Below are 15,654 nucleotides of genomic sequence, written 5' to 3' on the forward strand. Positions count from 1 at the left end.
TTAATTGCCTTATTACCTCGATTAAACCTGATGTTTAAGTTGAGGTCTTATGCACACTATATGCTCATCGCATTTTACTAATGATTGTGCAACGCATAATTTTGATGATCAAAAGCAAATAATTTTCTATAATTTTGTTGGCAATTTTATTCCTCCTGAATGGAGTAATCTCTCATCTCATAACGGAAAAATATTAAGTAAAACTGCAAGACAGCTTCTATCTCTAATAGTCTTCCGCATGCAAATCTACTATAACAATAGTATCGACGAACTTCAGGAAACCTATCATTTCTTTCAAGAATCCTTAGGTGTATGCCAAGAACGTGTACGACAATGCTTACTTGAGTTACAAAAAAGTGGCTTTATTAGCGTTTACAATGCAACAATCGTAAAATATGGCATTAAATGCCGTAATACTCCTTGTATTAAACTAGCTAAAAATTTTCATCCATTTTCTCAAAAAAATACTCTTGAAAATGAAAAAAATTTTGGCTCAACCCCCAAAAAGTTTGGACCACTCTATATATATAGATAATAATAAAAATATATCTAATAAATCTAGATGTAGTGAATCTACAATTTTTCCAAATCAACAAAAGCCAACTCTGCACGATCAGAAATTACTACAAGATCAATAAACACCAAATCTTGCACAAGAATTAGAATTTAAAACAATAAGATCACCAAATAATAAACAAAAAAGTGAAAATACCGAAACAGCCAAAAATAATTTTGTCATCGCTCCATTACAAGTTAGTAAGCCATTGCAAGAAATTCTTGATAAAATTGATAAGACAAGATGTAAGCAAGTAGCATTATCATCTCATAATAATCCAGCAGGAGAATTTGTAGAGAATAAGGGCTGGTTCAAAAGAAAAAAATTAATAGATTTTTATCCATTAAGCTAAGAAGATGGCAATTTACTTACAGCTCAAATCAAATAGAGAATTTAATCTTGATTCTATCAATCAGTTACTCTTAAAGCTTGCAGAAAAATATTCAAATCATCATTTTGGTCATAAAAAAGTGCTACTAGATTATATGGCTAAGGCATTATTTCATGAGTTAAGTGATGAATATACTCAAGCGAATCATTATGCTACTAAATCTCAATTTAGTAACTTCAATAAAGCTCAAGAGCAATATTTAGATAAGATAGAAAGCAGTCGTAATAATAGCAAACAAGCTCAACTAAAACGTAAAATAATCAGCATTTTTGATGCTAATACCGCTTATGACTTACTAAGTTCTTGCTGCTTTATTGGGGCAATTGATAATCAATACCAAATCAAACTACTTAAAAATATTACGCTTTCAGAAAATGCACAAGATAAAATACTACAGCAAGTACAAATGATCTATGGTCGTAGTATTGAGAAGTTGAAAATCATACCATTTTCTGAGCTTGAAGCGAAGCAGAATAATACCGAAATCGAATAGGGGCAATATTAGAGCAGTTAATAGATAATGCTATTAAATTTACTAAAGAAGGCAGAGTTGTGGTAACAGTGAACATGTTTACTATTAGTCCAGCCGTTTCAGAATTAGAACAACAACACAGAGAAATGGTATGCCAATTTATGGTGCATGATAGTGGTATTGGTCTGTCTAAAGAAATCAGGCAACATCTTCATGAAAAGATTGATAAATTTGATGTTGCTATGCAATATCATGGACTTGGATCAGGATTAAGTTTTGTAAAACGTCTAATTGGTGAGCTAAATGGAGAGATTGAAGTAACCAGCGAAAAAGGTAAAAGTACTACTATTGTCTGTAATATACCAATTAAGTTACCTCTTCTTGATGATCTGATTTATGATACATAATGTTGATATTGATAAGGTTTGATGATAATACACACACAAATTATCTCTAAAAGTAGAGTTTTGAAAGTGCTCTATTAATTAACAAGTATGATTTTCTTGATTATTGCTATGATTCTTACTACACTTAAATAATATTAGGGATAGATAGATGGCAAGAAATCAAGAAAATCATCAAAAAACTATAGGTCCTATTATAGCAAAGCTAAATTTACCTAAAGGTATAGATCTTGATCTAGGAAAAGTAAAAATGAACGATCTATCAAATTGCTGATACAGTAAAAGACTATTAACTAAGCTCATGCTCGTTAATAAGATTTCTAAGAAGAAAGTTGATATTAATAAAATTAAAAAAGCAATTTATTCTGCTAAAAAGTATCACGGCAAGCAAAAAAGAGAAACAGGAGAATTTTATTACTCACATCCTTTAGAAGTAGCATATATGATTTCTGATTATTTATTTAGAACGGATATCATAGTAACTAGCATATTGCATAATTGTATTGAAGATACAATACTTACTAAAGAAATGATTATAAAAGAATTTGGCTATAAAATTGCTAATCAGGTTGAAGATTTAACACGAGTTAAAAATGATAAAAAAATAAGTGCAGTAGAAATGGTTAAAATATTGTATCAGCAGAAGAAAAAAGATTTACTATTAATTAAATTATTTGACCGGTTACATAATATACAAACAGTAGGAGCTAAACCTTCTGAGAAAGGATGGAGAACAATTTTAGAAACTCTACAGGTCTTCTTAACTGTTGCTACTTATCTTAAAATACCAAATGTTACAAGACAATTACACACACATTGTTTAAATATAATTGCAAATTATAAAAAATTAAATTTATATAGTAATGCAGTATAATTTATCCCTCTTACTCACGCATCATAATATAGGATTGAAAGTTAATAGTATCAGGAATATAGTAATTGTAAGGTGAGATATTAAAGATTATTGTTCATGATACAGAATTAGATTGCTACAAAAAACAAAAATATATGAGTCAAGAATTAACTGAAGGTTAATATGATTGCTAAATCTATTAGTGTTAGTATAGATAGTTCGTTTGCTAAGAGTCGTTATAGTAAAGGATAAATCAATAATATAGTAATTAGGTTTGGTATAGGTCTCAGAACTTCTTGATTTTTTAAGTATTTCGTAAGATTATCAATAATTTTTGAGTTTTTAATGTTTATTAAAATAAATTTACAGTTAATAATTTTAATACTAAAATTATGGCAATAGGATGATTTAATTTTTTAAAACTTATTTCATGGTGATTAAACATGACTAAAAGAAAATTGGATTGTGTAATCAAGGAGAGTATACAAATTAATATAATGAATAAGAAAAGAAAATTAGAAGATAATGCTGAAAAAGGTATAATTTACCAGACTTCTAGCGTATCAAGTACAATGTATTCTGATAAAAGTATTAAATCATTATTAAAAAGTTATTTACCAAATGCAAACATAGAGGATATTTACTTATTTAAAGTAATAGAGGATCATGTATATTATAATTTTGTAAATAATTTAAAAACCAAATTAATATATGAAACTAAAGATAAAATAGTATCAGATGATAAATTTTATGTCATAATTGAACAATCTATTAATCAAGATCAAAACATATCTTCTGCGATCCTACTAAAACTGTATAATAAAAACCAACTTGAAATATTACCTGTAATAGACAATGAAGATACTGTAGATTTATTAAAAAATTTAAAAAAACAATTAAAATTAGGGTCTGAAGAATTAAAAAAATTACGCATAATTACTGATGATATACCTGAATGGTATAATGCTCAATTACCAATCAATATTAGCAATCTCATAGAAATAATAAAATTAAGTATAAAATATAAATCACCTCACCAAATACCAGATGACAAGATTATAGAAATCATGAATACTCCTTATGCAGAATATGAAAAATCACATCAAGAATTACTGAATGGATTAAAATTAACTGATGATGAAGAAATAGATCAATTAAGCTTAGTTGATAAGAATCAAGATGAATTTGTTGCAAGTGCCAACATAAAAAAAGCAGTATCCTGGGATCCGGTAGTAGAAGATAATGAAGGTCATACAATAAGAAGAAAAAAACATAAATTTAAAGTCAAAACAAAAGAAAAAGATGAAGTTGAAGAATATTTTGAACAATGCATTACATCTTGGAATTGGGATCAAAAAATATGGGAAGAGAGATATTTTAATACTAATAGATTAGATTCTGATAAATTTAAGGAACTAATCGATAAATATTGTGATGAAATAATAGTAAAGAATTTAGGAAATCAAGTTTTAAGTAAACATCATTATGATAACTGTAACAATACAAGTTGTAATCATACAGAATCACATAAATCATTAGATAAAATTATTGAAGGATATGTTTTTTTAATAAATTATTCCCCTAACTTATTTACTCTTTTAAAGGAAAATCAAGAAATTGCATTTAGAGCTTTTTCTCAATGTGATGTTGATGTTTTAGGATTTTATAAGGCTCATCCTGAACTAAAGCTAATAAGTTTAATTGGAAAAAGAATTGGGAACATAGATATAGTTGTAAAAGATCAGGGTAATATAATTAATCCTATATCTTATGACAAGATTGATACTGAAATACTGATTGATGTTACAAATTATGACCAAGAAAATTCTGAATTAAAATTAACTGGTAATATTACAGATAATCATGAGCAGCTATCCACTATTTAAAGTTATCTTAATTTTCAATAAGTAATACTAAAGATTTATATAAAATGAGTCGAGAAATTTCATTAGTTATAGAGTCACTATATAGTGCTATTACAAAATATTTTAGTGATGATGAGTCAAATTTATCTAAAATTAAAGAGTGGTTTGAATTAAACGTTCGTGGTGGCGATCAATTAATAGCTAATAGAAGTAAAGTAAGTGCTATATGGTTATATAAACAGTTAAAACAACATAAACCAAATATATTAGCTCAGAAGTTAGTTAAAGAAGCTTTAAACGAGCAGTTAAAATTAGAAGCAGCACAAATCGTAGATTATTTTACAAGTCAGCAAGATAGTGAAAAAATCATCCTATTATATTATAAATATAAACAAGGATATAAATCACTACAAATTGGACAAGAAGTTAATAGACAAGTTCAACAACTACGTAAAACTATAAAAAAATCTATAGCAGAACATTTAAAAATAAGTCTAGATATAGACAACATTAAAGAGATTACGGATGCTCAATTTAAACAAGAAATATCTAATAAAATACCTGAGCACAGGTTAAATATAATTGAAGATTATCTAAAAGATACAGGATATAACAATCAAGTTACTCGTGGTATTACTATAGATGACATAAAAAAATATAATACAAAATAATGAATTAACAGATAGTAAGCTAGGAGAATATATAGAGCAAATCTATAAGAGTAATACATGAGGTTATTAGCGATACTGAAAGTGAAGATACAAGTTACAGAACCAGTGATAGTAGCACAAATGATCGGACAGAATATAATAAACTAATTAAAAAGATTCTCACTACATGACAATTTGGGGGTGTCAGAAAGTTTGTGTAAGTTATAAAAATAGTTAAGAATAAAATTAATTAAAACAACTTACATGAGGCTAATATGAAGAATAAGAGTAAAGTATCAAATCCGACTATAGAAAAAGTAGTATCAGAAATACTATCACAAAGTGATCCATCTGAGATATTTGGCAAAGAAGGAATATTTCAGGAAATTAAAAAGCAGATAGTAAATAAGATTTTAGAAAAAGAAATGGAATCTCATATAGGTTATGAGAAGCATTCTAAGAATACCAAGGAGTCAGATAATAGACGTAATGGCAATTATGAAAAGACTCTAATAGATTCCGAGGGTCGTAAATTGATAGTAGAAGTGCCAAGGGATCGGGAAGGAGAATTTGAACCTCAACTAATTCCAAAAGGAGTAAGGAGATTTGAAGGATTTGATGATAAAGTAATATCTTTATATGCTAGGGGAATGACTATTCGAGAAATACAAGGGCACTTAGAAGAACTATATGCCACCAAAGTATCATCTGAGTTAATATCAAAGGTAACTGATGGCATTTTAGAGGAAGTTACTGCGTGGCAGAATAGAGCACTTGATAGTGTATATCCTATAATGTAGATTGTATTCATGTTAAGGCAAGAGACAATCATATAATAATAAATAAAGCAGTTTATCTAGATATTGGCGTGAATATAGAAGGCAAGAAGGAACTATTAGGTATTTGGATAGGCAAGAATGAAGGATCTAAATTTTGGATGCAAGTAGTAACAGAACTGAAGAATCGTGGTGTAGAACAAATATATGTTGCGTGTGTTGATGGTCTTAAAGGTTTTCCAGAAGCAATAAATAGCATTTTCCCAAAAACCACAGTACAACTGTGTATTGTTCATATGGTAAGAAACTCTGTAAAATACGTATCATATAAAGATTTAAAATTGGTAACAGCTGATTTAAAGGCAGTTTATTCTGCAATAAATGAAGCAGAGGGATTAAGAGAATTACAAAATTTTGCTAAAAAATGGGATGAAAAATATCCAGTTATTTTTGATATATGGCAGAGAAATTGGTCTGGAATAGCTCCGTTCTTTAGCTTTCCGGAAGACATTAGAAAGGCGATTTACACTACTAATGCTATTGAATCAACTAACCGTCAAATTCGTAAAATTATAAAAAATAAGGGGGTATTTCCAGATGATAAATCGATTCAGAAAATAATCTTTTTAGCATTGACAAATGCTTCTAAAAAATGGACAATGCCTATTAAGAATTGGGCCATGGCTTTAAATCAATTTGCTATACTTTGTGATACTAATTTACAAAATTGGGCAAATGGAGAAATCGTACTTACACAAAAAATTTGACAGACCCTATTTGCATTGCAAGCTTGGCAGCGACTTACTCTCCCATGCCTTATGACATAGTACCATTAGCGCTATGAGGTTTCACGTTCGAGTTCGGGATGGGATCGTGTGTTTCACTCATGCTATAACCACCAAGCTAGCAATACAAACTTTTAAAAAGATAGACTTGTATTATAGTTTGCTGTTAATGTTATTGCACAACTCAAAAAAAGTCTTAACATCATATCTTAACTTTTACTACGATACTCAGCAAAATAATTTTTACTGGATACCATGGTCAAGCCACGGTATGACATTGGTCATGCAACAACATTTTTATTCATTGATAAAGCTAATTTAACCTGATAACTTTGTGAGTTGATACTACATTTTTATAGAATTAACACTATATGCATATGTAATCTCACAGCAAAGTAAATCAATCGAGCTATTAGTATCGGTTAGCTACACACATTACTGTGCTTCCACACCCGACCTATCAACGTGGTGGTCTTCCACGGCTCTAATGGGGAAGTCTAGTTTTGAGGTGGGTTTCCTGCTTAGATGCATTCAGCGGTTATCCCTTCCGTACTTAGCTACCCAGCTGTGCCATTGGCATGACAACTGGTCCACCAGGGGTACGTCCACCTCGGTCCTCTCGTACTAAAGGCAGATCCTCTCAAACTTCCTACACCCACGGCAGATAGGGACCGAACTGTCTCACGACGTTCTAAACCCAGCTCACGTACCACTTTAATCGGCGAACAGCCGAACCCTTGGGACCTTCTCCAGCCCCAGGATGTGATGAGCCGACATCGAGGTGCCAAACGATTTCGTCGCTATGGACGCTTGGAAATCATCAGCCTGTTATCCCCGGAGTACCTTTTATTCGTTGAGCGATGGCCCTTCCACTCGGGACCACCGGATCACTATGACCGACTTTCGTCTCTGCTCGTCTTGTCAGACTCGCAGTCAGGCTAGCTTATGCCATTGCACTCTAAAAGTTGATTTCCGACCAACCTGAGCTAACCATCGCGCGCCTCCGTTACTCTTTGGGAGGCGACCGCCCCAGTCAAACTACCCACCATGCATTGTCTCGGATCCTGATTCAAGGATCTCGGTTAGATGTCAAGAACCAAAAGGGTGGTATCTCAATGATGACTCCACAAAGGCTGACACCTTCGCTTCGTAGTCTCCCACCTATCCTGCACATCTGATTCCTAACACCAGTGCAAAGCTATAGTAAAGGTTCACGGGGTCTTTCCGTCTGACCGCAGGAACTCCGCATCTTCACGGAGAATTCAATTTCGCTGAGTCGATACTGGAGACAGTGGGGAAATCGTTACGCCATTCGTGCGGGTCGGAACTTACCCGACAAGGAATTTCGCTACCTTAGGACCGTCATAGTTACGGCCGCCGTTCACTGGGACTTCAATTCAGAGCTCGCACCCCTCCTTTTAATCTTCCAGCACTGGGCAGGCGTCAGACCCTATACGTCGTCTATTGACTTTGCAGAGCCCTGTGTTTTTAATAAACAGTCGCTACCCCCTAGCTTGTGCCACCTGCACATGGTTGCCCATATACAGGTCATCTTTCTTCCGAAGTTACAGATGCAATTTGCCTAGTTCCTTCAGCATCGTTCTCTCAAGCGCCTTGGTATACTCTACCTGTCCACCTGTGTCGGTTTTGGGTACGGTCTATAATGAAGGTGTTATTTCCTGGGAAATATTCACTGCACAATCAATCCAATAAGACTGTACAATTTACTATTTTCGTCACATCCTTCAGGTTCAGGAATATTAACCTGATTCCCATCGATTACGCCTTTCAGCCTCATCTTAGGGGCCGACTAACCTTGCGCAGATTAACTTTACGCAAGAACCCTTGGACTTTCGGCGAGAATGTTTCTCACATTCTTTATCGCTACTTATGTCAGCATTCTCACTTCCGATACCTCCAGCAAACCTTACAGTTCACCTTCGCAGGCTTACGGAACGCTCCGCTACCATTTATGTCAAATGCATAAATCCGCATCTTCGGTACATAGACTTGAGCCCCGTTACATTGTTGGCGCAAGAAAACTTATTTAGACTAGTGAGCTATTACGCTTTCTTTAAATGATGGCTGCTTCTAAGCCAACATCCTAGTTGTTTTGGTCTTCTCACATCCTTTAACACTTAGTCATGATTTAGGGACCTTAGATGGCGGTCTGGGCTTTTTCCCTCTCGACTATGGACCTTAGCACCCATAGTCTGTCTGCTATGCTGTACTCGTCGACATTCGGAGTTTGATTGAGTTTGGTAAGTCTGTGGGACCCCCTAGCTCATTCAGTGCTCTACCTTCGACGGTAATCACTATAACGCTCTACCTAAATAGATTTCGCGGAGAACCAGCTATATCCGAGTTTGATTGGCCTTTCACCCCTAACCACAGCTCATCCCCTACTTTTTCAACAGTAGTGGGTTCGGTCCTTCAGTGGATTTTACTCCGCTTTCAACCTGGCCATGGCTAGATCACCCGGTTTCGGGTCTAATTCATCTAACTAAACGCCCTATTCAGACTCGCTTTCGCTACGCCTACACCTAACGGCTTAAGCTTGCTAGATAAACTAAGTCGCTGACCCATTATACAAAAGGTACGCCGTCACAAGACATATAAATACGCTTGCTCCGACTGCTTGTAAGCATTTGGTTTCAGATACTATTTCACTCCCCTTGTCGGGGTACTTTTCACCTTTCCCTCACGGTACTTGTTCACTATCGGTCACTAGAGAGTACTTAGGCTTAGAGGGTGGTCCCCCTATGTTCAAACAGGATTTCACGTGTCCCGCCTTACTCAAGGACTTCAATCTTTTTACCTATACGGGACTATCACCCTCTATGGTCAACCTTTCCATGTTGTTTTAGTTATTTTTTGAAGCCACTGGCCTGGTCCGCGTTCGCTCGTCACTACTAACGGAGTCTCGGTTGATGTCCTTTCCTCCAGCTACTTAGATATTTCAGTTCGCTGGGTTTGCCTCATATAGCTATGTATTCACTATACAATACCTAATAAATTAGGTGGGTTTTCCCCATTCGGAAATCTTCGGATCAAAGTTTATTCGCAACTCCCCGAAGCTTATCGCAGCGTATTACGTCCTTCATCGCCTTCTAGTGCCAAGGCATCCACCAAATGCTCTTATTATATTTACTTACGCTTTTAACTTGAGATTACACGATGCATACAGAATTAATTTCACAATTATTTTCAGTATCTACTCACGATATAAATTTTTATTATCGCGGTGTATTTAGTTTTTAGCTTTATCAACTTTTTAAACAGCTACAAAGTTTTACGTTTCAAACTTTGTGTGATGATTTTATATCTATATTTCTAAAGCTTGTCAAACACTAATTTCAAATAATTTTAATTTTATTTTTCATGAAGGAGCTTAAAGTTATTTAAACCTCTTTTTAAAGTAGGCTTTGCCGGCTTTTTGTTTAGACTTGTGGTCCCTAATTTTGTATCTACCTTACCGCCTAAATCTTCAAAAAAGAACCTGCCTTTTTATAAAACATGATTTACTGCTTTCATTTCTCCTTCTCTGTTTATCAAACCGCTTTGAGTTTTAACAAACAATAATTTACCGCCTTTTCTAAAGACTAGATTTTCATCAATTTCAAAATCTTTAGTTATACTTAAATTACCGTTCTTATCAAATTTACCTAAAACATTTTTCTGTAAATCAGCAAATTCGGCATGAGCGTATAATTTTGAAATTTGTTTTATTTGTTTTGAATCGTTTATATGTTCGCCGGCTTTGTTAATAAAGCCGCTAATTTCATATTGAGATGTTTTACCGTGTGGAGTTTTTTTCACAAGAAATTGAGTTTCCGTAAGTAGCTTAGTTTGATCCTCTACTTCATCATCTACTATATTAATTACTTTTCTTTTTACAAAATAAATATCACTATTCTTTTCAAGCTTTGAGGTAAACTCCTTAACGTCTAAATTATCATTAAAGCTAACTTCTTTTTTATCTTCACCCATAATAATACTCTTATTTTAATACTGTATCTTTTAAAATATTTGTACCACGTAAAAATTCTTCTATATTCAAAGCTTTTTTACTCTCTTGCTGAAGTTTTTTCACTCGCAATATACCGCTTCCACAAGCTATTTCCAGCTTATCGCTAATAACGGTACCGGAAGTAAAGTGATGATCCGTATTTAAATATTCTGCTTCAAGGATTTTAATTATTTTATCATTATAACTAAAATATGCTCCGGGCCAAGGATTCATCCCCCTTATTTTACAATCTATTTTATATGCGGATTCATGCCAATTAATCTTTCCTTCTTCCTTTGTTAGTTTATGAGCATACGTAATACCGTCGCTTGACTGTTTTATCGGTACTATATTATCGATATTTGCAAGTGTTTTAATTAATAACTCCGCTCCGAGGTTTGCACATTTATTATACAATTCTTCCAATGTTGTTCTTTCTTCTAAATTAAAATCTTCTTTCATCAATATATCACCTGTATCAAGCCCTGCATCCATACGCATAATACATACGCTACTTTTCCGGTCGCCCTCTATAATAGTACGCTGCAGAGGAGCCGCTCCTCTGTGGCGAGGCAAATCGGATGGATGGATATTAAGACAGCCGTATTTTTTAGCTTCTAATATAGCTTTCGGCACAATAAAACCATATGCAATAACAACTATAATATCAGCATTAACTTTATTAATTCGATTTATTATTTCATCATTACGAAGAGTAGAAGGAGTATAAACAGGAATTTGATGCTCAAATGCTAATTGATGTATGGGAGATTTAGCTAAGTTAAGTCCTCTGCCCTTAGCTTTAGATTGCTGGGTAAAAACAGCTCTAACTTCATGATGAGTTATAAGTTTTTTAAAAGCGGGAACGGCGAATTCAGGCGTTCCCATAAAGATTACTTTCACACTATATTATTTTTGAGTTTCTTAAGCTTACGAAGTACTACATCTCGTTTCAAATTACTTAAATAATCAATCATAAGCTTACCTTCTAAATGATCATACTCATGCTGGATAACTCTTGCAAGCCAATCATTTGCCTCAAGCTCTTGTTGCTTATTATGATAGTCTAAATACCTAATCTTTATAGATTCCGGTCTTGCCACCTCAATACGTTGCTCCGGTAATGAGATACAACCTTCGTTAGCCGTAACTAGCTCTTCTGATTTTTCTATTATTTCAGGATTCACTATAAAAAGCGGATACAAATCTTTTGGTCTTTCTACCGAATCATGATCTTTTATATCAATTACTAAAATACGTTTCAATACCCCTACTTGCACTGCTGCAAGCCCTGCACCGTCTTCATGGTACATAGTTTTAATCATATCATCCATAAATTTTCGTGTTTGATCGGTAAACTCTAAAACCGGCTGAGATTTCTGCTTTAATCTTTCATCAGGTGCCTTTACTATCGGTAATATTGACATAATTAAATCTTAATATTTTATTTTAATATACCATAAAATCACCAAAATGTAAAGAAAGCAAACCTGCCTAATTCCGGCAATAGTTGCATAATAAACTCACCTATTTGCAATAATTTGTCGAATTAATAATATTTAGTAAAAAATAATAGCAAATATCAGATAACATGTTAATAAAAATAAGGCTTGCATAAAATTAAAGAGGAATAGTAATGTATTGGGGTGATATTGAAGAAATTGCCGAACAACTCGAAGAACATTGTAGCGATCAGTATAATGAAAAAAAAATTTCATTATTAAAGCTAGAGAAACTGATTAGAGATTTAAAGGACTTTGAAGATGAAGAGAAAAAAGTCGGAGAAGTTACATTAGAAGAAATTTTAGACAAATGGGAAGAATTACGTGAAGAAATGAGAGAAATCGATTAAGTAGCTTTTTGAGTTATTTTCAGGCATTTATAAATTAACTTTATAAAAATATATTATAATCAATAAAAATATGGCGACTGCCTGAAAAAAAACTCTTAAAGTCATTAGCTTTGAACTAAATTTCTTATTAAACTTTCCTCCGATAGCCATCGACACTACCCCTATAATAAGAACCGCAACGGTTAAACCAATCGCAATTAATAACCACATCATAATTTATTACCAATATATAACTTTCCACACAAAGATTATATACTTTTTCTCTTTTAAATCAATTATCTAATTAACGCAAGTTTCGTATTAATAGAGGAACTGAATAGCTGATAGTAACTGGGTTACGAGGATATTAGTAATATTGTTTTTGTTATAAAATGTACTTAAAACTGCATAAATTTTTAGTAAATTGTCTTTTTTGACTATAACTATTAAATTGTAAAACTTGTCACACCTCTTACAAACCTTGAAAGGATAAGCATTATAGCATATTCATTAACCATAATTTAGGCATCTTAATACGAAACTCGCGTTAATTAATATTAAAATAATAATTCAAGGGACACAAATATCTAATTTATCAAATATAGATAATTCAACAATTACTTTAAAAACCTCAATTCTGGATTAGATAATTTTTAGATATAGCTGGTTTGTTAGATTTCATACAGTAAGCAACAAGAATATGGACGAAGGCATTCCAATTGGATGACAAATTGCTAAAGATGTTGCATCAATATAAGAGACTCCGGTAGGTTGAGATTGATACATATACCATTCAAGCAATAAAACTAAATACGTTAGAATTCTGGGTTTTAAAGCTATAAAACGAGTATATGATGGAAGAGTTACAAATTCAGATTTATATAATTGTAGATAGGACATATAAAAATATTTAAAGTTTTTACAAGGTGATTGATGATATAAAAGTACTATTGTTAATAGCTCAGAATGGCTTATCTTAGACTCTCTTGTAGGTTTTTTATTGCTAATTGGTAAAAAAGACCGACTAATCCAATATTCAGCAACTTTACAAAAATCATCGACAAAATAAAATAATGCGGTAATATCTTTCTTCAAGGGGATATTCTTGTTTTTTTGCTAAAAACTTATATAGAATATCTTCTATCCCTTGTAAATACTTCCATTCCTACCTCTTTTAATCCAGAATTCGGGTTGAAAGAAAGAGAGATATTAGGTTCTTGCGTTCTTATTAATTTTTGCTCAAAAATATCTAAAAATACAAATAATTTAATTTCCCGCATGCAAGAACCTAGAGTATTTTAAGAAACCTCATCCTATTGCTGAAATATTTATCAATGCTCACGGTGGGACATGACTTAATCCATGCAAATTTGCTTAAATTAAGCTTTCTGAGTTACACTAATATATTATCTATCAGTTTAACAAAAGCACCATTTCCTAAAACATTAGCACAAGTGATCACAGGATCAAACAAGATATAAAGAGCTGTAATCAGCGACATCATATTAGTATTAAAACCTAGATATTGTTCAAGTATAGGGAGCATTACAATAATTCCGCCACCTGGTATGGCTGCTACTGAAAATTTTGCCAATACAAAATAAAAAGTAAAAATAAGATAATTAAATAAAGTAGGTTCAGCTAATCCATAACTCTTTAGTATGGCATAAGCCAAAATCCGTATGGCGAAACAATCGCCAACAAGATGAATATTTACTGTTATTGGTACAACGGTACGAGCGAGTGCTTTATTATTTGTATTATTTTCCGCTCCTATTATACTAAGTGGCATACTTACTACACTAGACATTGCACTAAATCCACTTATAGACGCTGGCATCATATTACTAAGGCTAGCTATGAATTCCTTAACTCGACAGTTACTTAAAATAAAATAAGCAAGAAAGATATAGCCAAACTGAGCAAATGCGATTGTCACAAAAATAAACATATAATCTTTAATAATTATACTTAATACTTCATCAAACTGTAGTTTTACGATAAAGCCCATTATAAATAAGGGGATTACATAGATAAACAATCGCAATATTTTTGCAACAAATACTTCTATCTTGAAAGCCAATCCAATTGCAACTTCAGCACAAAATTTTGAGGAAATAAAGCCTAAGATAATACTACTAAATACGATTTTATCATTAGAAATAATATTAGGAAAATTAAGTAACCATAAAGGCTTTAAGCTATCATTTTCTATAGGAGAGATCATTGATAAATCGAATTGATATATGTATATACCTACATAATGACTTATGAAGGTAGAACAAAAATTAGACCCACATACTAGTAATAATATTAAGAAAACTATACGTGTTGCATCTTTGGCTAGCATTACAACAGATTTAAAGAACGCAAGTTTCGAATTAATATAGCATAGGATTTAGCATATCAAGAGAGATGTAATAGAAGGTTTATTATCAGACATTTGATAATTTATCAGTGCTGCAACCATATGCACAAAGGCATTTGTAACTGATCTATGCCTTGAATGCTCAAACTTCCCCAATAGTTTAATTTTACTAAACACAGATTCTATTAATGCTTTTTTAAGCAATAATATTTTATCCAACATAGACATAAGTTTATTTTTCATATTTTTCTTTACCCTAGTTACCATAAAAATTCCTTGCTCTAAAAGTTGTAGAAATAATTGTTGCGAAATATAACCACGATCTCCGAATACTTTACCAAAAAGATTTTTGATTATCAGTTCCAGCTGTTTTCTATCATCCTTATTGCCAGGGCTAAAAGATGCTTTAACTATACCACCGGCTCTATTAATTATTAGATGTAGTTTAAGTCCATAGAACCAACCTTTTGTTGTCTTACTGCTTGCTGCTATGCCGGCGAACACTTTATTCATTGAAATACGGTATCTCTTACATACCTCTATACTACTTGAATCTACAAAAGAGAGTCCGTCACACTGATCCAAAATAGAATTGAATATTAGTACTAATAGGGGGAAATGTGGACCTATTATTTTTATAAATTGACTATAGCTTACTAATTGAAAATCTTCTTTGATGATGAATTCATATTTG

15 protein-coding genes, 2 rRNA genes and 3 pseudogenes are annotated in these 15,654 nt (G+C 32.6%); 10 read left to right on the top strand and 10 right to left on the bottom strand.

What is annotated here, in order from left to right:
* Positions 1–49 precede the first annotated feature (49 nt).
* From REIS_RS06975 to REIS_RS07005, 9 genes and pseudogenes are all read left to right on the top strand, one after another.
* Entirely contained in the window at positions 50–535 is a 486-nt protein-coding gene (locus REIS_RS06975) for a hypothetical protein (protein ID WP_008579963.1), read from the top strand.
* A gap of 229 nt (positions 536–764) precedes the next feature.
* Positions 765–908: a hypothetical protein gene (locus tag REIS_RS14395; protein ID WP_008579962.1), complete on the top strand. Its 144-nt coding sequence runs from the start codon at positions 765–767 to the stop codon at positions 906–908.
* 4 nt (positions 909–912) lie between these two features.
* Positions 913–1,440: a hypothetical protein gene (locus REIS_RS06980; protein WP_008580591.1), complete on the top strand. Its 528-nt coding sequence runs from the start codon at positions 913–915 to the stop codon at positions 1,438–1,440.
* 32 nt (positions 1,441–1,472) lie between these two features.
* Complete coding sequence (locus REIS_RS06985; RefSeq protein WP_241760957.1) at positions 1,473–1,826, top strand: ATP-binding protein; 354 nt, start codon at positions 1,473–1,475, stop codon at positions 1,824–1,826.
* A gap of 148 nt (positions 1,827–1,974) precedes the next feature.
* Positions 1,975–2,097, top strand: coding sequence for a hypothetical protein (locus REIS_RS16500; protein ID WP_256377108.1), 123 nt, complete (start codon positions 1,975–1,977; stop codon positions 2,095–2,097).
* Between the two features lie 27 nt (positions 2,098–2,124).
* On the top strand, positions 2,125–2,697 hold the full coding sequence (locus tag REIS_RS06990) for an HD domain-containing protein (protein ID WP_173400489.1): 573 nt from the start codon (positions 2,125–2,127) through the stop codon (positions 2,695–2,697).
* A gap of 422 nt (positions 2,698–3,119) precedes the next feature.
* On the top strand, positions 3,120–4,562 hold the full coding sequence (locus REIS_RS06995; RefSeq protein WP_008580595.1) for a hypothetical protein: 1,443 nt from the start codon (positions 3,120–3,122) through the stop codon (positions 4,560–4,562).
* 44 nt (positions 4,563–4,606) lie between these two features.
* Positions 4,607–5,212: a hypothetical protein gene (locus tag REIS_RS07000; RefSeq protein WP_008580597.1), complete on the top strand. Its 606-nt coding sequence runs from the start codon at positions 4,607–4,609 to the stop codon at positions 5,210–5,212.
* Between the two features lie 254 nt (positions 5,213–5,466).
* Positions 5,467–6,734, top strand: a pseudogene (locus REIS_RS07005) (IS256 family transposase).
* A 21-nt stretch (positions 6,735–6,755) separates the two neighbouring features.
* Here REIS_RS07005 and rrf read toward each other — a convergent pair.
* From rrf to def, 5 genes and pseudogenes are all read right to left on the bottom strand, one after another.
* Positions 6,756–6,870, bottom strand: a 5S ribosomal RNA gene (gene rrf, locus REIS_RS07010).
* Positions 6,871–7,143: 273 nt separating this feature from the next.
* Positions 7,144–9,905 (bottom strand): 23S ribosomal RNA (locus tag REIS_RS07015).
* 219 nt (positions 9,906–10,124) lie between these two features.
* Positions 10,125–10,571: pseudogene (locus tag REIS_RS07020) on the bottom strand (hypothetical protein).
* Between the two features lie 181 nt (positions 10,572–10,752).
* Positions 10,753–11,664, bottom strand: a complete 912-nt coding sequence (fmt, locus tag REIS_RS07025) for a methionyl-tRNA formyltransferase (RefSeq protein ID WP_008580601.1) — start codon at positions 11,662–11,664, stop codon at positions 10,753–10,755.
* A complete protein-coding gene (gene def / locus REIS_RS07030; RefSeq protein WP_008580605.1) occupies positions 11,661–12,188 on the bottom strand; it encodes a peptide deformylase in 528 nt (175 codons plus the stop codon). Before def ends, fmt begins: the two co-directional genes overlap by 4 nt.
* Before the next feature lie 209 nt (positions 12,189–12,397).
* Here def and iscX point away from each other — a divergent pair, with 209 nt between their 5' ends.
* A complete protein-coding gene (iscX, locus tag REIS_RS07035) occupies positions 12,398–12,613 on the top strand; it encodes a Fe-S cluster assembly protein IscX (RefSeq protein WP_008580608.1) in 216 nt (71 codons plus the stop codon).
* A gap of 27 nt (positions 12,614–12,640) precedes the next feature.
* Here iscX and REIS_RS07040 read toward each other — a convergent pair whose 3' ends face one another.
* The 5 genes and pseudogenes from REIS_RS07040 to REIS_RS07060 all read right to left on the bottom strand — a co-directional run bounded on the left by REIS_RS07040 (position 12,641) and on the right by REIS_RS07060 (position 15,641).
* Positions 12,641–12,826, bottom strand: a complete 186-nt coding sequence (locus REIS_RS07040) for a twin transmembrane helix small protein (protein WP_008580611.1) — start codon at positions 12,824–12,826, stop codon at positions 12,641–12,643.
* A gap of 489 nt (positions 12,827–13,315) precedes the next feature.
* A pseudogene (locus REIS_RS07045) lies at positions 13,316–13,687 on the bottom strand (IS982 family transposase); the annotation flags it as partial.
* 29 nt (positions 13,688–13,716) lie between these two features.
* The gene (locus REIS_RS15865) at positions 13,717–13,872 is read right to left on the bottom strand and encodes a hypothetical protein (protein WP_008580616.1); all 156 of its coding nucleotides are present in this window, start codon (positions 13,870–13,872) and stop codon (positions 13,717–13,719) included.
* A gap of 113 nt (positions 13,873–13,985) precedes the next feature.
* A complete protein-coding gene (locus tag REIS_RS13030; protein ID WP_081819115.1) occupies positions 13,986–14,819 on the bottom strand; it encodes a cation:dicarboxylate symporter family transporter in 834 nt (277 codons plus the stop codon).
* Positions 14,820–14,990: 171 nt separating this feature from the next.
* Positions 14,991–15,641, bottom strand: a complete 651-nt coding sequence (locus REIS_RS07060) for an IS982 family transposase (RefSeq protein WP_371256172.1) — start codon at positions 15,639–15,641, stop codon at positions 14,991–14,993.
* Positions 15,642–15,654: the final 13 nt, after the last annotated feature.

This window comes from Rickettsia endosymbiont of Ixodes scapularis, assembly GCF_000160735.1.
In the GTDB taxonomy this organism is placed as follows: domain Bacteria; phylum Pseudomonadota; class Alphaproteobacteria; order Rickettsiales; family Rickettsiaceae; genus Rickettsia; species Rickettsia tamurae.